Origin of the sequence: Vampirovibrio sp., from assembly GCF_041737375.1 — a bacterium.
Lineage (GTDB): Bacteria > Cyanobacteriota > Vampirovibrionia > Vampirovibrionales > Vampirovibrionaceae > Vampirovibrio.
Genome location: NZ_JBGSRV010000015.1, coordinates 76285 through 98327, shown reverse-complemented (window position 1 = coordinate 98327; position 22043 = coordinate 76285). Strand labels below are relative to the sequence as shown.

The 22043-nt window shown below is 51.1% G+C and carries 21 protein-coding genes; 7 read left to right on the top strand and 14 right to left on the bottom strand.

Going from position 1 to position 22043, the window contains the following annotated elements:
- Window positions 1-17 precede the first annotated feature (17 nt).
- Entirely contained in the window at window positions 18-1856 is a 1839-nt protein-coding gene (locus tag ACEW81_RS10705; RefSeq protein ID WP_373532976.1) for a cation:proton antiporter, read from the top strand.
- A 12-nt stretch (window positions 1857-1868) separates the two neighbouring features.
- Here the strand turns inward: ACEW81_RS10705 and ACEW81_RS10700 are convergent, their stop codons facing one another.
- From ACEW81_RS10700 to ychF, 10 genes are all read right to left on the bottom strand, one after another.
- Complete coding sequence (locus ACEW81_RS10700) at window positions 1869-2609, bottom strand: isoprenyl transferase (protein ID WP_373532975.1); 741 nt, start codon at window positions 2607-2609, stop codon at window positions 1869-1871.
- Window positions 2610-3006: 397 nt separating this feature from the next.
- The gene (locus ACEW81_RS10695) at window positions 3007-3762 is read right to left on the bottom strand and encodes a DUF561 domain-containing protein (RefSeq protein WP_373532974.1); all 756 of its coding nucleotides are present in this window, start codon (window positions 3760-3762) and stop codon (window positions 3007-3009) included.
- Window positions 3763-3820: 58 nt separating this feature from the next.
- Complete coding sequence (locus tag ACEW81_RS10690; protein ID WP_373532973.1) at window positions 3821-5719, bottom strand: tetratricopeptide repeat protein; 1899 nt, start codon at window positions 5717-5719, stop codon at window positions 3821-3823.
- Window positions 5720-5805: 86 nt separating this feature from the next.
- Window positions 5806-6009, bottom strand: coding sequence for a hypothetical protein (locus ACEW81_RS10685; RefSeq protein WP_373532972.1), 204 nt, complete (start codon window positions 6007-6009; stop codon window positions 5806-5808).
- Between the two features lie 422 nt (window positions 6010-6431).
- Complete coding sequence (locus ACEW81_RS10680) at window positions 6432-6659, bottom strand: hypothetical protein (protein ID WP_373532971.1); 228 nt, start codon at window positions 6657-6659, stop codon at window positions 6432-6434.
- Between the two features lie 129 nt (window positions 6660-6788).
- Window positions 6789-8789 carry a sensor domain-containing diguanylate cyclase/phosphohydrolase gene (locus ACEW81_RS10675; protein WP_373532970.1) on the bottom strand — a complete coding sequence of 667 codons (2001 nt, stop codon included), beginning with the start codon at window positions 8787-8789 and terminating at the stop codon, window positions 6789-6791.
- A gap of 104 nt (window positions 8790-8893) precedes the next feature.
- Complete coding sequence (locus tag ACEW81_RS10670) at window positions 8894-10099, bottom strand: glycine C-acetyltransferase (protein WP_373532969.1); 1206 nt, start codon at window positions 10097-10099, stop codon at window positions 8894-8896.
- A 66-nt stretch (window positions 10100-10165) separates the two neighbouring features.
- Window positions 10166-11224: an L-threonine 3-dehydrogenase gene (tdh, locus tag ACEW81_RS10665; RefSeq protein ID WP_373532968.1), complete on the bottom strand. Its 1059-nt coding sequence runs from the start codon at window positions 11222-11224 to the stop codon at window positions 10166-10168.
- 48 nt (window positions 11225-11272) lie between these two features.
- A complete protein-coding gene (locus ACEW81_RS10660) occupies window positions 11273-11752 on the bottom strand; it encodes a hypothetical protein (RefSeq protein ID WP_373532967.1) in 480 nt (159 codons plus the stop codon).
- Between the two features lie 122 nt (window positions 11753-11874).
- Window positions 11875-12978, bottom strand: coding sequence for a redox-regulated ATPase YchF (ychF, locus tag ACEW81_RS10655; RefSeq protein ID WP_373533019.1), 1104 nt, complete (start codon window positions 12976-12978; stop codon window positions 11875-11877).
- Window positions 12979-13047: 69 nt separating this feature from the next.
- On the opposite strand from ychF, the gene ACEW81_RS10650 reads away from it, so the two are divergent.
- Together ACEW81_RS10650 and ACEW81_RS10645 are read left to right on the top strand one after the other, a co-directional pair.
- On the top strand, window positions 13048-13806 hold the full coding sequence (locus ACEW81_RS10650; protein ID WP_373532966.1) for a hypothetical protein: 759 nt from the start codon (window positions 13048-13050) through the stop codon (window positions 13804-13806).
- Between the two features lie 56 nt (window positions 13807-13862).
- Entirely contained in the window at window positions 13863-15293 is a 1431-nt protein-coding gene (locus tag ACEW81_RS10645; protein ID WP_373532965.1) for a DUF58 domain-containing protein, read from the top strand.
- Here the strand turns inward: ACEW81_RS10645 and ACEW81_RS10640 are convergent.
- The 4 genes from ACEW81_RS10640 to ACEW81_RS10625 all read right to left on the bottom strand — a co-directional run bounded on the left by ACEW81_RS10640 (window position 15290) and on the right by ACEW81_RS10625 (window position 18082).
- Window positions 15290-15658, bottom strand: coding sequence for a DUF4870 domain-containing protein (locus tag ACEW81_RS10640; protein ID WP_373532964.1), 369 nt, complete (start codon window positions 15656-15658; stop codon window positions 15290-15292). The two genes, ACEW81_RS10645 and ACEW81_RS10640, sit on opposite strands and share 4 nt — an antisense overlap.
- 137 nt (window positions 15659-15795) lie before the next feature.
- Window positions 15796-16254, bottom strand: a complete 459-nt coding sequence (hpf, locus tag ACEW81_RS10635; RefSeq protein WP_373532963.1) for a ribosome hibernation-promoting factor, HPF/YfiA family — start codon at window positions 16252-16254, stop codon at window positions 15796-15798.
- Window positions 16255-16409: 155 nt separating this feature from the next.
- Complete coding sequence (gene eno / locus ACEW81_RS10630; protein ID WP_373532962.1) at window positions 16410-17726, bottom strand: phosphopyruvate hydratase; 1317 nt, start codon at window positions 17724-17726, stop codon at window positions 16410-16412.
- 86 nt (window positions 17727-17812) lie between these two features.
- Window positions 17813-18082, bottom strand: coding sequence for an RNA-binding S4 domain-containing protein (locus ACEW81_RS10625; RefSeq protein ID WP_373532961.1), 270 nt, complete (start codon window positions 18080-18082; stop codon window positions 17813-17815).
- Between the two features lie 102 nt (window positions 18083-18184).
- Here ACEW81_RS10625 and ACEW81_RS10620 point away from each other — a divergent pair, with 102 nt between their 5' ends.
- The 4 genes from ACEW81_RS10620 (at window position 18185) to minE (ending at window position 21909) form a co-directional block, all read left to right on the top strand.
- Window positions 18185-19438 (top strand): Glu/Leu/Phe/Val family dehydrogenase, encoded by a 1254-nt coding sequence (locus ACEW81_RS10620; protein WP_373532960.1) that lies wholly within the window; start codon window positions 18185-18187, stop codon window positions 19436-19438.
- 224 nt (window positions 19439-19662) lie between these two features.
- The gene (locus ACEW81_RS10615; protein WP_373532959.1) at window positions 19663-20667 is read left to right on the top strand and encodes a septum site-determining protein MinC; all 1005 of its coding nucleotides are present in this window, start codon (window positions 19663-19665) and stop codon (window positions 20665-20667) included.
- A 61-nt stretch (window positions 20668-20728) separates the two neighbouring features.
- On the top strand, window positions 20729-21550 hold the full coding sequence (gene minD / locus ACEW81_RS10610; RefSeq protein ID WP_373532958.1) for a septum site-determining protein MinD: 822 nt from the start codon (window positions 20729-20731) through the stop codon (window positions 21548-21550).
- Between the two features lie 44 nt (window positions 21551-21594).
- Window positions 21595-21909: a cell division topological specificity factor MinE gene (minE, locus tag ACEW81_RS10605; RefSeq protein ID WP_373532957.1), complete on the top strand. Its 315-nt coding sequence runs from the start codon at window positions 21595-21597 to the stop codon at window positions 21907-21909.
- Window positions 21910-22043 lie beyond the last annotated feature (134 nt).

Here is a 22043-nt window from a genome sequence, read left to right as displayed (position 1 = left end):
GAGTGAAGGGATGGCGTGTGTCAGAGAGTGCGTTGTTTTTAAGCTCTCCTTATACTGGTTTGGCCGGTGTACTGGTTCTGGGCATTATGTCTCAGTGGTTGGCTTGGCGGTTTCGGTTGCCATCCATTTTGTTGCTGCTGGTTTTGGGCATGCTGGCCGGTCAGGTGGGCTTTTTGGATCCCGATCGCCTGTTTGGGGACTTGCTCCGGCCCATGGTCTCTTTTTCGGTGGCCATTATTTTGTTTGAAGGCAGTTTGTCCCTGAAGTTCAAGGATTTGGCCACTTCAGGCCCCGCCATCCGTAACCTGATGAGCATTGGGGTGCTGGTCACCTGGGCTTTAACCACCCTGGCCTGCCGTTTTATTTTGGACATCGGCTTGTCCAAGTCCTTACTGATTTCGGCCATTTTAACCGTCACCGGGCCAACCGTTATTATGCCCATGTTGCGCTTTATTCGGCCTTCTGGCGATGCCGCTAAAATTTTGAAATGGGAAGGCATTGTGAATGACCCCATTGGCAGTGTGCTGGCCCTGCTGGTGTTTGAGGCGGTGTTGACCCTGCAATCCTCGGGCATTCAGGCCACCTTTTGGCTGGTTACCATAAACCTTGTGAAAACCTTTGTGGTGGGCGGCCTGCTTGGGTTTATCGTTAGTCAGTTGTTTATCTTTATTCTGCGCCGAGACTGGATTCCGGTTTATTTGCAAAGCCCCATTACCTTAATGGTGTTGTTGGCCACGTTTGTACTGTCCAATTTTTTTCAGAAAGATTCCGGCCTGCTGACGGTAACCTTGATGGGGATTATCTTCGCCAATCAAAAGCGGCTCAGTCTGGATCATATTATTGAGTTCAAAGAGAATCTGGGGCTGATTTTGTTATCCAGCCTGTTTATTTTGCTGGCCGCTCGTTTGCAGTTTAACGATTTGCTGGTGCTGGGCTGGCAAGGCGTTGTGTTTCTGGTGGTTCTGATTGTGATTATTCGGCCCGCCACCGTGTTTTTATCCACCTGGAACACCAAGTTGAAGCTGAATGAAAAGCTGTTTTTGGCTTTTATGGCCCCTCGAGGCATTGTGGCCGCCGCTATTTCCTCGGTATTTGCGCTGCGTCTGGATGAAGCCGGGTTTCAAAATGGACGTATCGTAGCCCAAGTGGTTTTTCTGGCCATTATGGGAACCGTTGTTTTTCACTCTCTCACGGCCTTGCCCATTGCCAGGTACCTGAAGCTGGCTGGCAAAGCCAAGGGGGTTTTAATTTTGGGGGCGCACACCTGGGCGCAACAGCTGGCCGAGGTGCTCACCAATTTGGATATTCCGGTCATTCTGGTGGACAGAAACGCCCATAAAATTTCCACCGCCAAATTAAAGGGGCTGCCGGGGTATATGGGCAATATCCTGTCGGAGCGAACCCTGGAGGATCTGGATTTAACCGATTTTGGCCAGTTGCTGGCCTTGCTGCCCTCTGCGGAAACCAATTCTCTGGCTACCCTGCGGTTTCAAAAAATTCTGGGCCCCGAAGGGGTCTATCAACTGTATTCAGAGCATAAAGATTCCAACGCATTATCCAGCAAGCACGAGTTGCCCGAATATCTACAGGGCAAGGTGCTGTTTGGAAAACAATACACCTATGAAGCCTTGGATAAAATGCTGGAAACTCAATATCAAATTAAAACCACGGGCATTACCCCGGAGTTTGATATGGACGCCTTGCGGAAAAATTATAAAAATAACGTGGTACCGCTGGCCTTGGTAACCGAGGCCGGAGAGTTACAGTTTGCCACCGATAAAAACAGCCTAACCCCCAAAGCCGGACAAAAACTGATTTTTATTGCCCCCATTCCCTCAGAAACGGCATTGGCGTAAGCAAGCGCTGGTTTATTGCCCGTAGCGGCGTTCCCGCTGGGCAAAGCTTTGTACCGCTTTTTCAAACGCGGCTGGGCTAAAGTCTGGCCACAGGGTTTCGGTTACATAAAATTCAGCGTAAGCGCTTTGCCATAGCAAGTAGTTGCTAAGCCGGGATTCTCCGCCGGTGCGGATCAGCAAATCCAAATCCGGTAAATCCTGGGTGTATAGCTTGCTTTGAATTAAGGCTTCGGTAATGTCCTCGGGCTTGAGCTTGCCTGCGGCAATGTCGTTTCCCAGCGCTTGCATGGCCTGGGTGATTTCCTGACGGCCCCCGTAGTTGGTGGCAATTTGGAGGTTTAACCCGGTATTGGTGGCGGTGGTGGTGTGCGCCGACTGAATGAGCTTGCGTAAATCTTCAGGAAGACCTGAAAGCTCCCCGATAAACCGAATTTGCACATTATTGCGGTGCAATTCGGCCAGTTCCAGCGAAAGCGCCTCCACAAACAGGCGCATTAAATAGCCCACTTCCTCGGTGCTGCGTTGCCAGTTTTCGGTAGAAAAAGCAAACACGGTCAGCGCCTGTAAGCCATGGTCTGATCCGAATCGAACCAGAGTGCGTAAGGCGTCTACCCCTTTTTTATGACCGACTAAACCGGGCAGCAGTTTTTGTTTGGCCCAGCGCCGGTTGCCATCCATAATAATGGCCACATGTTTCAGCCCGCAGGACTGTAACAGGGCGGTGAATTCAGGAGAAATATGAGTCGTAGTCATGATCTTTATTGTAGGCAAAGCAAGCCACAGTTCAAGATCCAGTCTCCCATCAGAAACCGATGTCACGAAAGCGCTGAAATAGTCAGTGTTCTGAATTGTCTTTCTTTAAAAGCGGAGGGTGGAGAAGCTTGCCCCTAAAGAAAAACAGCTTTACCTGATTAGAGGAGATGACATATGTGTAGTCGATGTGTTCATCGGTAAAGCTGGAGAATTGAGTAGTTCGTTTTTATTTAACTTTCGCGGGTTTATTATACCAAATCAAATCACCAATGGTGTAATAGACCTTTTTAATTTTTTATAGCCGGTTGGGGGATTGCTCCCAACTGGCTATAAACCAAAGAGACTGCCCACGATATGGAGGCAGTCTCTTTGAAAATTACGAGATAGATAGTATGAATTAGCAGGCTACGCTTACCGAGTGACGGCTGGCGGCCATGACACCGTGGCAGCGCTCGGTCATTTCGGCTTCGGTGCGGGCTTTGTTCACAAAGCTGCCAACCCCAACGGCGGAGGCCCCGGCGGCGAACGCCTGATTTACATTGTTTTCGGTCATGCCGCTGGCGGTCATTACCGGCAAACGGGTGGCTTGCACCAATGCACGGGTGTTCATCAGGGTAATGGTTTCTTTTTCTGCCGCAGTTAAGGATTTTGCGGTGGGTTCTGCGGCCAGTACCCGGCTTGCGCCTTCGGTTTGAATCATGTCAACGCCCAGGGCTTCCAATTGGGCGGCCAGGCGAACTTGGCTTTCCAGGGTCAGGTGTCCCGGTACGGTAATGGAAATCAGCGCCTGACCTTGCACTAACGCAACGGTTTGGGTGGCCAACGCCAGCACTTCTTCAGCGCTTAAAAACAGACCTTGATCGTACAAGGCGTCAAAGTTGCCCAGTTCGGCCACATCAGCCCCGGCGGCGACCGCTTGGGCCAAGGCGGCTGGCTCTACGCTGGATGCGAATACGGCGGCCTTCGTAGCGGCTTTGGCGGCTTTCACAATGTCGGGATGGGCGGCTACATCCACGGCGGTGGCGCCAGCGGCTTCAGCGGCGCGAACCACTTGCAGCACGTTTTCCAAATCCAGATTGGCGATTCCGGCAATGATTTTAACGGCTTTGCGCTCGTTCAAAGCGGTTTTCAAGGTATTGAGGCTTGCGTTCATGGGCTTTATTTCTCCAAACAACGGTAATATGAATGTCATTATACCCGAAGCGTTGAGGCTACAAGGCCATGCTTTCCATTTGGGCTTTAATATCCGGGTTGAGGGTTTGGGCCTCCGTCAATTTTTCTTGAGCTAAGGCGGGCTGACCAATTTTGGTGAGGGCTTCTGCCCAGTAGTACAAAATAGCAGCCTGTTCTGTTTCTCCAAACTGCTGAAGCAGTAGCTCAAAGCGGGTGTTCAGGGTATCAGTCGACCCCAGCAGACCGGCCAACAAAGAGAGATTGATTTCCGCTTCCAAATGGCGAGGCTCTAGGGTGAGTATGGTTTCAAAATGCTGCTGCGCTTGTTCCCACAAGCTCACCTGCTGCGGGTGGCTGGTTTCGGTTTCGGCCTGCCGCATCTGGCACAGCCCCATCAAATACAGGCTGGGCAAACTGTGAGGAGCCTCCTGAAGGGCTTGCCTCAAAGTGCGTTCCGCTTCTGGCAGGTCATTGAGGCGAATCAGTACCTCCCCCATGGCCACTTTGGCGCTCAGGTGGGCCGGATCAATCTCCAGCGCCTTGCGATACTTGAGCAGGGCATCTTTCCAATCCCCGTGGCGGTACAGGATCAGCCCATAGAAAAAGTTCATGGACGCCGATTGAGGTAGGCGACGAATGACCGGGCGCATTTGACGCACCGCTTCCAGGGTTTCTCCCAGTTCACAAAGCACCAGGGCCAAATTCACCGAAGCGTCTTCAAAGTCCGGTTGTTCTGCCAGTGTTTTTTCCAGATGGGTTTTGGCCTTGATCCAGTTTTCTGCGCCCATAAAGTGGGTGCCTAGCAAGTAATGCACCTGAGGATTCCATTTGTCTTTTTCTTCAATGCTTTGCAGCAGTTCAATGGCTTCGTTTTGCTGGCCTGTTTTGATGAGGGCCATGGACAGGTTCATGAGCGCTTCCAGATTGTCAGGTTCCTGAGCCACCGCTTTTTGCAAGTGATCCAGCGCTTGGGAGGCTTGTCCCTGTTCCAGCAGGTAGCGTCCCCAGTGGCTGTAGAGGCTGGGCATCTCTGGTTGTAAGGCTTGACAGCGTTTAAACTGGGCCAGTCCTTCTTCAATATTGCCCTGTTGGCACAAGGCAATGCCCCAGCTTAAATAGGGTTCCGGCATTTCCGGGGCCAGAGTGGTGGCTTGCTTGTAGTTGTGGATGGCCACATCCAGCCGCTTCAGGTTGGCCAGAATATCCCCCTGATTGAGATAGGCCTCTGGCTTTTCCCAGCCCAAGGCAATGGCTTTTCTGGATTTCTCCAGCGCTTGCTCATAGCGCCCCAGCCGGTTTAAGGCCACACTCCAGAAGTAATAGGCTTCGGCATGCTTGGGCAAAAAGCGCAGGGTGATTTTGAACTTTTCAATGGCGCTTTCATAATCCTGTAATTCGGCCAGAATAGCGCCCCATAAAAAATACAGATGAGGCTGGTAGCCATGAATGGCCAGTCCCTGTTTAAAATTTTGAATGGCCTCTTTGTAAAAGCCCATGCGAGCTAGCGCAATGCCCCAGTTGATATAAGGTTCCGGGTTCTCTGGCCCCAGAGAAATGGCCATTTCATACTGTATTCGCGCTTCCTCAGGTTTCCCCTGAGACATCAGCACTGCCCCCCAAAGCATGTAGGGGTTGGCCAGTTTGTCGTTTCTTTCAATGCACAGCTGGAACTTTTCAATGGCTTCATCCAGCCGGTTCATTTTGGCCAGCGCCACGCCCCAGTTCAGGAAAGGCTCAAATCGGTGCGGCGCGATTTCGCTGGCCAGCTTGAACTTTTCCAGAGATTCTTCCAGTTTGTCGCTTTGGGCCAAATCGATGCCCCAGTTAACGTGGGCCATGGCGTGATCGGGCGAGGATTCCGTGGCCCGCAGGTACTCGTTGACGACTCGGTTGTATTGCCCAATTTTGTCAAGAAGGCCGCGAATTTTTTTGTTCATTGTTTCTCGATTGGTTAATGATGCCTATCAAAAAACAAAGAGAGCCTGTTCACAAGCTCTCTTTGACCAACAATAACGAAAGGGTATTATTCCAGGGTTTTAAATTCCATCTCCGAATCAGGCTCCAGGCGAAAGTCGGGCTCGGCTCCCAGTAGTTCATAAGCGCTCAGGTATTCCAAAAAATCATTCTGGTTATAGCGCTCCCGTTTAAGGGTTCGAGATTGATAGATGCCCGCCGCAACGTCTAAGGCTTCAAATTTTTCAACATACTTTTTTAAGGGCCGATTCATCGCCACAGTTTCTCCTCTCAGTTTCTGGATTGACCAAATTGGATCGTGGTTTTCAGGTGGTTCTTCTTACTTAATAACCGTGTTTGAAGTCGTTTTACTAAATGCAGGCTATACCCCGGTGGATGACCCATATCGTTTCTGAATAAAAGCACACTTAAGCCGTTCGATTACTGGCATCGTATCCTTCTTTCTTTTTGAAAAAACCCCTCAACAGGTTTATTTTCGACTCCCATTTTTCAAGTTTATTATAGCAATTGTTGCTCTATCTGAGTAGCCTTTAATCTGGATTGAACGAGGAAAATTCAAGGGGTTGCCGTTCGTGGACAGTCGCCTTTTGGCAGGGGCAAACTTTTTGGATGGGCCCGCCGTAAAAAAGACAGCTTGGGGAAGCTGTCTTTTAAAGCATTTTAAAATTCTGTTGATTAACCGATTAAGCCGTCACCGATATCAATTTCGCTGGACTTCATAATCAAGGCTTGGTAGATCACTTTTTCTGAGGAGGTGGACACTTTGGAAAAAGGGTCGTGGCCCATTTTGTCCCGATTGTCTTCTAGCAGGCGCTTGCCAAGTTCGGCAATTTCTAGCACCAGGGCATAGCGGTTTTCCACTTTTTCGTTCAGGTCACAAGCAATCTGGGTGATGGTGGTCATGCGGTTAAGCGCTCCCTATTTATTGATGGTCGCTGGCCTCGCACGGATATCGGAGAAAAGTTACCGGAAAAAGGATACCGGCGAAATTTTTGGCAGCCTACTTATTGTAAGGAAAACGGGAAGGGAAAGTCAATTTGCGGCAGTGCTTCCCAGCGTTAACCGCACCGGAATAATGGGGCTGACCGAGGCCGGTTCTTCCGGGGTTTTGGGGGTGGCAATGGTTAAAATATTGAAAAAAGCGTTCAGCAAATGCGGATCCCACTTGGAGCCGGAGCCTGCCTCCAGAAGGTTTCTGGCATTGGCCACCGGCATGGCCTTGCGGTAAGGCCGATCAGAGGTTAGGGCATGAAAGGCGTCCACAATGGAAACAATTCTGGCCCCGACTGGAATCTTTTCCCCTCTGTATCCGTGGGGGTGACCGCTGCCGTCCCAGTTTTCATGGTGACATTCAACCGCCGGAATAATAGGCCGCAAAGAGGCCACCGGGTATAAAATTTGTTGCGCGCCAATCACGGCGTGTTGTTTCATAATTTCCCACTCTTTTTCGTTCAGTGGGCCGTCTTTGCACAAAATATCCTCGGGAATGCCGATTTTGCCAATATCGTGCAGGAAGGCGGCGGCCCGAATCTCTTCCACCTCGGCGGGTGTCATTTTCAGGGCGTGGGCCAGCGCCACGGCATAGTTGGCCACCGCTTGGGAATGTCCTCGGGTGTAGCGATCCTTGGCCTCCAGGGCTCCGGCCAGTGAGGTGATGGTTTCCAGCATTAAGTCATCGGTTTTGGGGGTGCTGGTGGAGGTTTTCTTTTCAATGTGGTTCACCAGTTCCTGATAAACGCTGGGAACGTGGATATTATCGTACTTACGGGCCACTTGAGAGGCGAATACCTCGATCACGGTTTTATCGTTGAGTTGATCGATTTCTCCACAGGCGATACAGGATGACTCTCCGGTTTTTCCGCCTTTAAACTTGGCGAGATGCAGGGCTTGCTCTGATAGTTTCAGTAGTTTTTCCTGAGTTTTGGTGTCATCCGGGTAGGTGGCATGGCCAATGCTGATGGATAAACGGCGTAAATGCTCAGGCAGCCGAACTTTTAATCCTTCCAGAAAGCGCTGGGCGATTTCGTCAGCGGCTTTTCGGTCACTTTCCGGCAATACCACCACCACTTCATCCCCGCCATAACGGGCAATGGTATCCAGCCCTCTGCTGAGGCGGCGCACGGTGGAGGCCAAGTGGCAAATGGCGTCATCTCCCGCCTGATGGCCCAGCGTTTGGTTGATTTCCTCAATGTTATTCACATCCAGAATCATGACCGACACCGAGCCGTTGTTGCTGTCGGCTTTAGACATTTCCCGCTCCAGCACGCCCTGAAAATAAGTGTAGCTGAGCAGTCCGGTTAAATTATCCACCTGGGCCTGATTTTTCATACGATCCTGCAAAATCAGGTTCCAGATTAACTGGGCGATTTGATCCCGCAACGTATAGACATAAGACAGCTTGGCTTGAGAAAAGGCATCCATTTCCTTAAAGCCCAGGGTGAGCATGGCAATGGCCTCTCCCCCGGCAATCAGGGGAACGCTGAACAGGTTAAACGGGTTGGTTGGTTCCGTGGTGCCATCGTTCTGCTGCGCCCATGGAATACAGGCCAGAATATCGGGCCCCAGCGATTTGAGGTAGGGGGAAAAAGTGGTGTCTTTCAGGTTGTAGGCCTGTACCAGATGATTATGGGTATCGGCCATGGAAATATGGGGGATTTCCATGCTAACCGCAGGGGAAGGGCCTGAGGGAGAACCCGTATGGATAAAGCGGGCCTGAATAAAGTCGCCCCGTTCGTCTTTGACTGAAAAGCACAGAAAATCAATGTTGCTGCTGCTTTTAAGGCGCTTTAAAAAGAAATGCCACACGTCTTCCAGCGAAGCGGCGGTGCTGACCAGCTTGCGGACTTCCTCTTCCGGGGTGCTTAGCTTGGTTTTGGCCAGCTTGGCGGCATGGGGATTCTTGCCCATCTGAATTTTTTCGGCATGCAGCAGGCCAGTGGCGTATTGATCTACCCGCTGGGACAAGTGGTTACAAAATTGATTCCAGCGATGGGCCAAGCCCTTGCCGGTGTTTTTATGTTCGGGTCTTTCCACGCTAAAACTCCCCGCTGTCTCCCTGAATGAAGCGGTGATACACGCTTTTGGTTCAGCAATTCTAACACATTGTAAAGATTGCATGAAGCAACCAAACGGGAGAATTACCCGTTCAGCAGGTTCAGTTCTTTGCCAATTTTTTCAAAGGCTTCAATGCAGCGATCCAGTTGGGACTGGGTGTGGCAGGCGTTGATAATGACCCGCACACGGGCTTTATCGGCAGCCACGGTGGGAAATACAATGGCCCGGCCGTAAATACCCTCTTCCAACAATCGCTGGCTCAGTTTTTGGGCTTTTTCGCTGGTGCCTACAATCACCGGGCAAAGCGGGGTTTCGCTATCAATGGGCAGGCCAATGGACTTCATTCCAGCCTTGAAATACCGGGTGTTGTACCACAATTTCTGAATCAGGGCGTCATCTTGAGCCATCAGGTCAATGGCCGCCATACAGGCTGCCACCACGGCGGGCGGATGCGGTGTGCTGAACAGCAGGGGGCGGGCCTTGTTAATCATAATCTCTCGCATGGCGTGGGTGCTGGCCACATAGCCCCCCATAGAACCCAATGCTTTGGACATGGTGCCCACCACAATATCCACCTGGCCGTGCAGGCCGAAGTGATCCACCGTGCCTCGGCCATGGCTGCCCAAAACACCGCTGCCGTGGGCGTCATCCACCATCACAATGGCGTTGTGTTTTTCGGCTAAGCTTACAATGTCGGGCAGTTTGGCGATATCACCGTCCATGGAAAACACGCCATCGGTCACAATCAGCTTGCGACGGGCGTTTTTATGTTTTTTCAACACGCTTTCCAGCGCATTCATATCGCTGTGCGGAAAAATATCCTTGGTAGTGCCTCGGGTCAGCCGAACGGCATCGATAATGCTGGCATGGTTCAACTGGTCGCTGATCACCACATCGCCCTCGCCCATAATGGGCGGAATGGCGGCCATATTGGCTGTAAAGCCAGATTGTAAAACCAGCGTGGCCTCGCACTGCTTGAACTGGGCCAGCTTTTCTTCCAGCGCTTCGTGAATGCGCATGGTGCCAATAATGGTGCGCACAGCGCCCGCCCCTACGCCCAGTTCCTGAGTGGCCTTGATAGAGGCCTCAATCAATTTGGGGTGATTGGCCAGCCCCAGGTAATTGTTGGAGGAAAAATTCAGAATCTGCCGTCCATCCATGGTAATTTCGGCATCCTGCTGGCCCTCAAACACCTTCAGCGTTTGGTACAAATGCTCATCCTTCAGATGCTGAATCTCCTCTTTCAGGAAATCAAGCCGATTGGAAGCGGGATGGGTGGTGGCAGTCATGGGTTCAAGTCCTTTGTAAAACGGGCGAAAACGCGAAGCGAACTTTTAAAAATTTCTTTTATTATATTAAGGCTTCAGCAAGATTTTGCCGCTGACGCCTTGGCGAATGAGTTCCATGGCTTGCCCGAATTCGGCCATGGGCAAGTGGTGGGTGATAATAAAATCTAAATCCAGCTTGCCCGCTTCCATCAGGTCTAGCATTAAAAGCCAGGTTTGGAAAATCTGGCGACCGTTTACCCCAATGACCTTGGCTTCCTTAAAAATAATATCCTGACTGATGTTCAGCTCTACTTTGCCTTTGGGAATGCCCATCAGCACCACCGTGCCGCCCAGTCGCAAACTGGTCAGGGAATCGTTAATGGCCATGGGGCTGCCGGACATTTCCAGCACCACATCCACCCCGCTTTGGTGGGTCAGTTTCTTAATCTCATCAGACACTTTGACTTTATCGGCGGCCCATACGGCATCCGCTCCCGCTTTTTCGGCCAGCTCCAGCCGGAAAGGGGAAACATCGGAGGCAAACACCTTTAAAGCACCCATGGCTTTGGCTACCACAATGGCAAACAGTCCCAATGGTCCGCAGCCCACCACATGTACTGTTTTTCCAGAGACATCCGCCTTGGAAACGGCATGCACCGAATTGCCCAGAGAATCCAGCAAAGCGCCGTATTCCGGCTTGATGGAGGCGGGCAGTTTGACCACCTGCTTGGCGGGAATGGCGATGTATTCGGCAAAGCAACCGGGTAAATCGATGCCAAAAATTTTCACGTTTTCGCAAATATGCTTGTGGCCTTGCTGGCATTGCAAACAGTGACCGCAAGGCAGGTGCATTTCGGCGGAAACGTAATCGCCCGCCTTTAGGCCCTGAACCTTATCGCCCACGCTTTCAATCACCCCGCAAAACTCATGGCCGTACACCAATGGGGTTTGAATCCGGTTGGCGCTCCATTCGTCCCACTCGGTAATGTGAAAATCGGTGCCGCACACGGATGCCAGACTGACCTTGATTAAAACCTCTTTGGGCCCCGCTACCGGCTTTTCTACCGTAGCGACTTTAAAACCACTGTCGGCGGTGGCTTTCTGAATGGCTTGCATGGTCTGGGTTTCAATGGTGGGGGCTGACATGGCGATCCTTACTGTTTAATGGGCTTTTGTTCTTAAAGTATCAATATCCTACTGCGAAGTCGCACTGGAGGAAACGAGACTTTTGATCCCAGCCCAGGAGGCTTGGGAACTCTGCTTTAAGTCAGAGAGCGTTGGCCACCATGGAGTGGGAAGGCCTAGTGCTTTGCGTTTTTTTCGCTCAATCAAGAAATTCCAGAGTGTGACGCATTGTAGGATTGACCCGGAAATAAAAATCATTCCGGCAAATGCTGAAATTGGGCTATGCAAAAGTGCTTTCGCATGGCTTATTCGGTCTTTGCCAGTGGTTAAAACGGATTGAGCTTTAAATACGCCAAACAAAGCCCCAATAGGAAGTGCTAAAATGAAGGCTTCTTTCAGGGGAATGGTTTGAAGCGGGTCTTTATTAAAAATAGTGTAAACAGGCTTTGAGGTACTCCAAACCGGATTTTGCGCCGGTGTCGGCAAAAGATAATTGGGTTGTTGTGGGTAGGTATAGGAAGTTTGATACGAAGGCGGCTGCGCTGACATGGTTGCTCCCCTTCAAAGGGCGTGAAAATACTGTAGCTCTTGGAAAGCTATTATTTCAGTTAAACGTTCCTCAAGATAGAAAATTAATAGCGTTAATTTACTTCTTGAGCCGGTAGCCTGGACTATACGTTAAACCGGAAGTGAACCACGTCACCGTCTTTCATTAGGTAATCTTTGCCTTCCAGTCGCATCTGGCCTTTTTCCTTGGCCCCTTTTTCTCCGCCGGAGGAGACATAATCGGCATAGCCGGTTACTTCGGCCCGGATAAAGCCTTTTTCAAAATCGGTGTGGATCACGCCCGCGCACTGGGGAGCGGTCATGCCTTTGTCATAAGGCCAGGCCCGCACTTCTTTTTCACCGGCGGTAAAGTAGGTTTCCAGGCTCAGGGTTTTAAAGGCGGCTTGAATCAATGCGTCAATGCCGGAGGATTTCACCCCCAGACTTTCCAGATAGCCGGACTTCTCCGCTTCATCCAATTGAGTCAGTTCCGCTTCAATCTGGGCGGAAATGGGAACGGCAATGCGCCCTTCTTCAGCGGCCCGATCAAACAGCTTTTTGAAGTGAGGATTGCTGAGCGGATCGGCCAAGTCGCTTTCCGCTACGTTTCCGGCGTAAATCACGGGCTTAATGCTCAATAACTGGGATTGCTTCAGCAAAACCTGCTCCTCGGCGCTTAGCACTTTTGGATCAACCACCCCGGCCCCGTCAATAATGGGTTTTACTTTCTCAAACAGGGCCAGCTTCTCTTCCGATTCTTTGTCCTTGTGCTTGACCTGCTTGCGCAGCCGCTCCATTTGCTTGCCCATGGAGCCGGAATCGGCCAGACACAGTTCAATGTGAATGGTTTCCAAATCTCTTAAGGGGTCCACACTGCCTTCTACGTGAACCACATCGGTATCCTCAAAGCAGCGTACCACGTGTACAATGGCATCCACTTCCCGAATGTTGGCCAAAAACTGGTTGCCCAGCCCTTCTCCTTTGCTGGCCCCACGCACCAGTCCGGCAATGTCCACAAATTCAAACACGGCGGGAATCACCACCTGGGTTTTGGCCAGATCTTTCAATACCCACAGGCGGGGATCGGGTACCTTCACGATGCCCACGTTGGGTTCAATGGTACAAAACGGGTAATTGGCGCTTTCTGCCTGATAAGAGGAAGTAAGGGCGTTGAAAAGCGTGGATTTACCGACGTTGGGAAGTCCTACGATACCGGCCTTTTGCAAAATGGAGTTCTCCGTGTGGTTTGTGTAACAAGGGGCGTGCTGAACGGGCGGGGTCTGAGGTATGATAATGCCATGTCCGCATCATCAATCTACCTGAAACACGAAATCACGATCAAGGATCTGCCGGATTTGACCGGCTCAGTCCAACGTGCCAGCCTGGGCAACAAATGGTTATTTGTGGGCATTGATATGGCCCCCATTGATAGTTTGGAAACCGGCGTGGCCATTCTGGACCGGGATCGCTACATTATGCGGATGGAAAAACTGAGTGAAAACGAGGACTTGCTCCTGTTTCTGGATAATCTGGGTTCGCCTGAAAACATTATTGTGGCCCTGGATATTCCCAAAAGCCTCAGTATTTCCAGCAAGTGGCGACAACAGCAAATTAAAATGCACCCGTTGCGCTTGCGCTCGGGCATTCCAGATACCACCCAGGAGTTGGTGCCTTCCGATCGGTTTGCCGAACGGGCCAAAGCCTTTTATCAGGCGGTGGATGAGCGTGGCATTCTGATGGTCAATTTCTTTGCCGCCCATGCCAAGCTGCGTTACGACCTGAACGTTCCTTTCCGGCACCGCAGCCCTCAGGGGTGCCGCACGTTGCAGGCGGCCATGCGCCAGAAGCTGGGCATTAAAGATGTCCCGTCCAACCTTATGCCCAGCTCGGTTCTGGACGCCATGATTGGCGCTTATACGGCCTGGATGCTTTATAAAGGCCGGGAAGGCGATAATTTTAAACTGTACCGGGATGATGAACAGCGTTTGTACATTGATCCGCTGAAGCGGTTTGTTCGTCCGGTGCGAGGACGTTATTCCTTCCACCGGCCAGACTGATTTTTTCGCTTTTTGCGGATTGAGATCAAGATGGCGGCAAGATAAAGGGCATTGTTTTGGGAGCAAGTGAAGTCGCGCTGCTGGATCAGCTGAAGGACAGCATGGTGCAGCTGGCCTTTGTGTTGGGGACCGCCCTTTTGTTGGGGCGCTTTGCCAAGGCCCAGCCTTCCGCCTATACGCTGGGGTTAATTCTATTGCCTGTGCCGTTGCTGGGGCTTAGCGTTTGGTGGCCTTTTTTGGCCACGCTGGCGCTATTTTACACCCCGTTGCTGATGCTATTGTTATTGATTGACGGGTTTGTGCTGAGCGTACCGGCTCGTTATATCAGTTTAAGCCGTTCCTTGGGGGATAAATTTTCCATCGGGCAAAAAAATCAGGTCAGTTTGACGGTAATCAACAACAGCGGGCAATCGATTCAGGGCATGGTTCGAGACAGTTTACCGCCCGGCTTACTCAATGGCGGAACCACCCCGGCGGCGCTGACTTTGCCTGTTTCCGTGTTGCCTTATAGTTTTCAAACTGTAAGCTATGAGTTGTTTCCCACCCATCGAGGGGTTTACAGTTTGGCGCAAATTCATTGTCGCTATCGTAGCAAGTTGGGATTGCTTTGGCTGGGAGTGAAGGGCGGACGACCTGACCAGATTAAAGTCACCCCGGATTTACGCAGGGTGCGCCAGATGCGGTTAATGGCTTCTCGGGCTCAAAACGCAGGAGAGTTGCAAAAGCGGGCTTTGGGGCTGGAAGGCACTCAGTTTAGCGGCCTTCGGCATTACTTTGCGGGCGATGATATTCGGAAAATTGCCTGGCAAGCCACTGCCAAGCAGGATTTGCCGGTGGTCAGAACCTTTACCCACGAAGTGGAACAGCCCATTCTGGTGCTGCTGGATGCGGGTCGAAAAATGGAGGTGCGGGTCAATCAACTGCAAAAGTACGATTGGGCCTTGAACACCGCTCTGGCTTTCATGGGGGTGGCCATTGATCGAGGCGATGCGGTAGGGGCGGGTACCTTTAGCAACCGCATTCTGTCCAGTGTCCCGCTCAAAACGGGGCGACGGCACTTGAACCGCTTGCTGGACATGCTGGGAGAAACCGAAGTGCAGCCTGTGGAGCCTGATTACGAGGCCGTTATGCTGCAATTCGCCCGTGGCCTCAAGCGTCGGGCCTTGGTGGTGATTTTTACCGATTTGATTGACCCTTTGGCGTCCCGCAGTTTGCTGGCCAGCCTGCGCAGCTTTTCCAGAAACCATTTGCTGATGGTGGTAACGCTGGCCGATAGTCAAACCATTGCCACCGCCGAAGCCATGCCCCAAAGCCCGTATGAAGCCTATCAAAAAGGGGTGGCTCTGGATTTGCTGGCATTGCGCCGAGAATCCCTGATGGCGCTTAGCAACCACAATAACGCCATTGTAATCGATGCCTCGCCCGAGAAGCTGGATGAGACCCTGATTGCTCGTTATCTGGAGTTGAAACGCCAGAACCGGCTTTAGCGCATCAGGTTGCTCTCAATGAATTCGGCCAATACCGGAATTTTAAATGTTTTGCCGGTAAATGCCATAATTATCAGGTAAACCCACACGCCAAAACTGGCAATGCCAAGTAATACCCAAATTAAGCCGGTGATAATGCCAATGCCCGGAATACTGGTGGTAACGCCCAAGCCAACCTGTACAATAACCAGGGCCAGCCAAAAGCCCATGGCTTGCAGGCCATTAAACTTAATATAATCCGATTCCCCTTTTTTCAGCAGGAAAATAACGATGGTGGGAATCATACAACAAATTAATCCGGCGTAACTCAGGCCTGCCCACAGTTTATCGTCGCTATTGGGCTCATTTGATAGTGTGTTAACCAAGGGAACATTCCTCCTACTACCTATCCTGATTGTGGTTGATACAAAACCGTATGGCACTTGAAAAAGGCACCTGTCCCAATGGGGTAGGTGCCTTCATCATAGCCTTAAACACGGGTTTGAGTAAGCCAGCGCTTGGGCTAGCTTCGGTAGCCTTCGGTGGTCACTTCCGCTTCTTCCTGATCTTCATAAGTCAGGAAAACGCCTTGTAGCAAGTCGTCTTCATCGACACCCAACAGGGTTTCAGCGTCTTCTTCGGTTCCCGCCTTGCGAATAGATTCACCTTTGGCCGATTTGGCCCTGCCCAGCAGTTTGGTTTTGTGGCGGCTTAGAACACGCTCTACCTTATCCACCAGCTTGTCAATGCTGCCATATAAGTCATCAGAGGAAACCTCGACCCGCAGTACAGCCCGGTTCACTACCACGGTAGCCTCGGCCAACTGGCTGGCGCTGATGCGGGGGTTTTTTTCCACGCTCAAAAACACGTGAATTTCCTGAATAAAGTCGTAGTGGTGCTCTAGTCGCCCAACCTTCTCGGTTACATAAGCCTTGATAGCGTCGGTTAGCTCTATATTGCGACCATTGATGATTAATTTCATAGTCATCCGCTCCTCTCTCTCGACCCTTCCATTATAACTCGCTCCGCTGTTTTCAAGTAGTCCCATCGGAGGAGAAAGCCAACCGCCTGAAAAAACAAACACCAAGCCCTGAAAGCGCTTGGTGTTTGTGGTTAGGCTGTGCGATACCGAGTTGGCTATTTGGCCAACTCCAGGCGGCTGGCCGCTTCTCGCAGGCATTTAAAGGCGTTAGGGCCAGCGTACTTGGCAATGGGTCCCAACTCCTGCTCAATGCGCAGCAACTGGTTGTATTTGGCAATCCGCTCGGAGCGGCACAGAGAGCCGGTTTTAATTTGTCCGGCGTTCACCGCCACGGCCAAGTCTGCAATAAAGCTATCCTCGGTTTCCCCGGAACGGTGGCTGATAACGGTTGTGAAACCCGCCTGATGGGCCATATTAATGGCGGACAGGGTTTCGCTCAGGGTGCCAATCTGGTTTAGCTTGATTAAAATGCTGTTGGTGATGCCCTTTTCAATGCCTTCTTTCAGAATGGCCGGGTTGGTCACAAACAAATCATCGCCCACCAGTTGTACTTGATGGCCCAGCTTTTCGGTCAGCAGTTTCCAGCCGTCCCAATCGCCTTCGGCCATTCCGTCTTCCACCGAAATAATGGGGTATTTGGCCACCAAATCAGCCAGATAATCCACCATCTGTTCCCGGTTCAGCTTTTTGCCTTCGCCGGTCATTTCATAGTGGCCGTTTTTGTAAAATTCAGAAGCCGCCACATCCAGAGCCAGTTTCACTTGGTCTTTGGTGTTGTATCCGGCCCGTTCAATGGCGTGAATGATTAAATCCAGGGCTTCAGCGGCGCTCTTCAGGTTGGGCGCGAACCCACCTTCATCGCCTACGCCGGTGGCCAAATTGCGCTCAGCCAACACGGTGCGCAAGGTGTGGAAAATCTCGGAGCCCCAACGCAGTGCTTCGGAGAAAGAGTAGGCCCCCACCGGGATAATCATGAATTCCTGAATATCAATGTTGTTATCGGCATGTGCCCCACCGTTGATAATATTCATCATAGGCACTGGCAAAATGGTGGCGTTTACACCGCCCAAGTAGCGGTATAAGGGTTGTTTTACCGTATCGGCGGCGGCACGGGCCACGGCCATGCTAACGCCCAGCATGGCGTTGGCGCCCAGCTTGCTGTTGTTGGGGGTGCCGTCCAGGTCAATCAGTAATTGATCGATTTCTGCCTGATGGAGCGCGTTACGGTCCACCAATTCCCGGTTAATGATTTCATTGACGTTTTCTACGGCTTGCAGAACGCCTTTTCCGTTGTAACGGGTTTTATCGCCGTCACGAAGCTCCAGGGCTTCCCGAGAGCCAGTGCTAGCGCCGGATGGGACGGCGGCTAAACCAACCGCGTCGCCAGACAGGGTAACTTCCACTTCAACGGTGGGGTTGCCACGGGAATCCAGGATCTCGCGGGCTTCTACATGCTCAATAAATGAAACCATTGGGTTATTCTCCAGCTAGACAGAATCGATAATGCCTCATTATAGCCAGAAGGCGGCTGAAATTCCAGTCAGGCGGGAGTAACGGCCTATGGGGCGCTCTCTGTGGCGGTTTCGGCGATGGTTTGGTACAAGGTATCCGCCAATTGGGCGGGTACCGCTTTTTCGGGTACCTGTAGCACTTTTACAGTCATCAGGCGGTTTCCGAATCGTATTTGCAGGGTTTGATCGGGCTTTACCTCGCTAGAGGGTTTTGCACTTTGCCCATTAATTTTAACGTGGCCACCCTGGCATAATTCAGCGGCCACGGTGCGCCGTTTCACCAACCGGGAGATTTTCAAGTACTTATCAAGTCGCATCAATATCATTTCCAAAAATTGCAAAAAGAGCCCATCCGCTTCATAATTTCCAAACATCGAATGATCTGTGCGAGAGACGATATTCGCGTTTGAGAGGGACCCATGCAGGAATTTTATAACGAAACATTTTTGAACGCCCAAAAACAATTGGATCATGTGGCCCAGTTGATGAATCTGGATGCGGGTGTCCACGAGCGGCTGCGCTACCCTCGAAAAGCGCTGATTGTTTCGGTGCCTATTAAGCTGGATAACGGCCAAACCAAGGTGTTTAGCGGCTATCGGGTCCAGCATGATCAAACCCTGGGGCCTACCAAGGGTGGCATTCGCTTTCACCACGAGGTCAATCTGGGGGAAGTGGCGGCGCTATCCATGTGGATGACCTGGAAGTGTGCGTTGTTGAACCTGCCTTATGGCGGTGCCAAGGGCGGGGTGTGCTGCTTCCCGGAAGAAATGAGCGTGAACGAGATGGAGCGACTTGCTCGGCGTTACACCACCGAAATTTTATCTATGATTGGGCCAGAAAAAGACATTCCCGCCCCCGATATGTATACCAATGAAAACACCATGGCCTGGATTATGGATACTTACAGTAACTTTATTGGCTATGCGGTTCCGGGCGTGGTAACGGGTAAGCCCGTTTCCGTGGGTGGTTCCCTAGGTCGTAAAGAGGCCACGGGCCGAGGAGTGGCGCACACCGTTAAACTGGCGCTGGAAAAACTGCAGCTGGGTACCGATGAGCCTACCGCCGCCATTCAAGGCTTTGGCAACGTGGGCAGTATTACCGCCAAGTATCTGCACCAGCATGGGGTAAAGGTGGTTGCCGTTTCAGATGTGCAGGGTGGTTTGTATAGCCCCAAAGGTCTGGATATACCCCGTTTGCTGTCTTATGTGGCCGATCGGGGGACTGTGGTTGGCTTTGATGATTTGGACGCCATTGAAAACAGGGAAATTCTGGAGCTGGAGGTCGATATTCTGGTGCCTGCCGCTTTGGCCAACGTGATTACCGAGCATAACGCCAGCCGTATCAAGTGCAAAATACTGGCAGAAGGCGCTAACGGCCCTGTGACCCCTGAAGCGGATAAAATCTTGCAGGATAAAGGCGTGTTTATTATTCCGGGCATTCTGGCTAACGCTGGCGGGGTTGTGGTTTCTTACTTTGAGTGGGTGCAAGACATTCAACACCTATTCTGGAGTGAAGAGCAAGTGAATGAGAAACTGATTTATTTGATGGGCCGTGCCTTTGAGGAGGTTTATCAAACCTCCACCGCCAAAAAAGTGGATAACCGAACTGCTGCCATGATGATCGGCGTAGGTCGCGTTGCTTCCGCTAAGTTACTGCGGGGTCTTTATCCTTAAATCCAGTTCAGCCCGCTCTCTTCATAAGAGTTTACATTCAAAAAGCGTAACAGTTGTGGCTCGCTTGCTTGCTGCCTTGCTATGATACTGCCAAATCCTCAATCTGAATCGTAGGCGCTTTGGTTATGCGCAGCCGTCAACGATAGGAACAAATTGCCGGGATTTTTGTCAGAGAGTAGACCAAATGCCGCCTTTAAGTGCGGTAATGGAAGCGAGGCCCTTGGGTGGTAGAAATACAGGACAGCAACCATAGTAACGAAGTGGCTTTGCTGCTGGATCTCTCCAAGGCGGGAAATTCCGCCCAGGCTTGCCAATTTGCCGATGATTTCGTGGCCCGCATCAATGAGGGGCCAGTGGGCGCCATTGTTGATATTAATGCCGGCGATTTACTGCTGACCCGTGGGGTGCTAACTAAAATCAAACAGCAAATTCATCGGGCCAGTGCGGCCATCGGCATTGTGTATGCCACGGTGCCTCAAACCCAGCAGGCAGCCCTGGATGAAGGCCTGTTTGTTAAAGAGAAGTTCACCACCGGCTGGACGCCCATTCGGCAATCCTTGCCCTTGAAAAAAGCACCCGGCGCCACCCGCCCCGATATCCCCAGCGTTCAAAGTACGGTTCCTCAAAGCGCAATTCAAAGCAGCGGAGCTGTACTGCCCGATTTTTCCAGCCCTACCAAGGCTGGCTCGTCTACTTTTGATTTTGAAGCCGTAGCGCCACAGTCTCTGGATATGCCGGAACTGGCGGAATCTCAACTGGAAGAACGTCTGGATTTGGTTCTGGAAACCGAGCAAGTGGCTTTGGCCGAAGGTATTTTTGAAGTCTCTGAAACCCTGATTTCGCAAGAAATTCTGTATTCCGATACGGCTTTAAATACGCTTTATCTGCACCAAACCCTGCGTTCCGGTAAAACGGTGCGCTTTAACGGAAATATCGTCATTATTGGTGATGTCCACGCGGGCAGTGAAATCACTGCTGGCGGCGATATCGTGGTTTGGGGCGAACTCAGGGGTATTGCTCACGCAGGCGCTCAGGGGAATTACAAATCTGAAATTCGGGCCATGAAAATTGAGGCCCTGCAATTGCGCATTGCCGATTATATCGCCCGCCGCCCGGATCGTATCTATTACCACAAGGATGGCGTTGAATCCCATGACCTATCGCCAGAAGTGGCTCGGGTGGCCGATGCCGAGATTAAAATTTTCAAGACCATGCTGCCCAAGGGCTAGCAGGTCATCATAATTACTATAATTTAGCACTGAGAACAGCAAAGGTGAGGTAACGTACCCCATGACGAAATCAAAAAAAGAAAAAGGACGGGTCGTTGTAGTGACTTCCGGCAAGGGCGGCGTTGGTAAAACCACCACCACCGCTAACATTGGCGCGGGTTTGGCCAGAATGGGGTACAAGGTTGTGTTGGTGGATACCGACATTGGCCTGCGTAATCTGGACTTGTTGATGGGCCTTGAAAATCGCATTGTCTATAACATTGTTGATGTGGTTGAAGATCGCTGCAAATTAAGCCAGGCCTTGGTGAAAGACAAGCGCATGCCAAACCTGAGCCTGCTTCCTGCCGCTCAAACCCGTGATAAATCCGCCTTGAACGAAGAGCAAATGCGCTCGGTTACCAGTAATTTGGGCGATGACTTTGATTTCATTCTGGTAGACAGCCCCGCAGGCATTGAACAAGGCTTCCTGAACGCCACAGCTGGCGCTACTGAGGCCATTGTGGTCTGCACCCCCGAAATGTCTTCGGTGCGTGATGCGGACCGTATTATCGGCCTTCTGGAATCCAAAGAAGAAATTATTAACTACAAGTTGGTTATTAACCGGGTTCGCCCTGGCATGATCAAAAATAACGATATGATGGATGTGGATGATGTTTTGGAAATTTTGTCCATCAAGTTGCTGGGCGTCATCCCGGAAGATCAGGAAATTATTGTAAGCACCAATAAGGGCGAGCCGATTGTGAACACGGAAAACTCCCTGGCCGGTCAGGCATATCGAAATATTGCCCGACGCGTTGCTGGCGAGGATGTCCCTTTTCTTAATCTGGACGTACCCACATCCTGGTTTGATAAATTAAAAGGCCTTTTTTCTAAAAGCGCCTAGAGCCAGGTTTGCAAGCATTTGAAAACAAATTGATAGGAGATAGGATGATGGGTTGGTTACGAAAATTCGTTGACTGGGTAGACCCTCAAGCGCAGAAAATCGAGCACGACTCCCTTTATGATATGCACTCCGCACGGGGTGATGCCAAAAATCGGTTAAGACTCGTTCTCATGCATGATCGGACCCAACTTTCTCCCTTAGTGCTGGCCCAAATGCGGGACGATATGGTGGATGTCATTTCCAAATACGTTGAAATTGACAAAGAAGCGCTGGAAGTGAATCTGGAGAGCGAATCAAACACCATTGCCCTGGTGGCCAATATTCAAGTTTTAAGAACTCGGGCTGGCGTTATTAATTAAAATAAGCGCCATATCCCCCTTATTTCTAACAAAAAACCTGACGTTTGTTCAGGTTTTTTGTTGTTCGTTTTCGCTAGTAAGTCCAAAAAAAAGACCCGATACAATCGAGTCTTTTTTAAAGTTATGTAGATCTT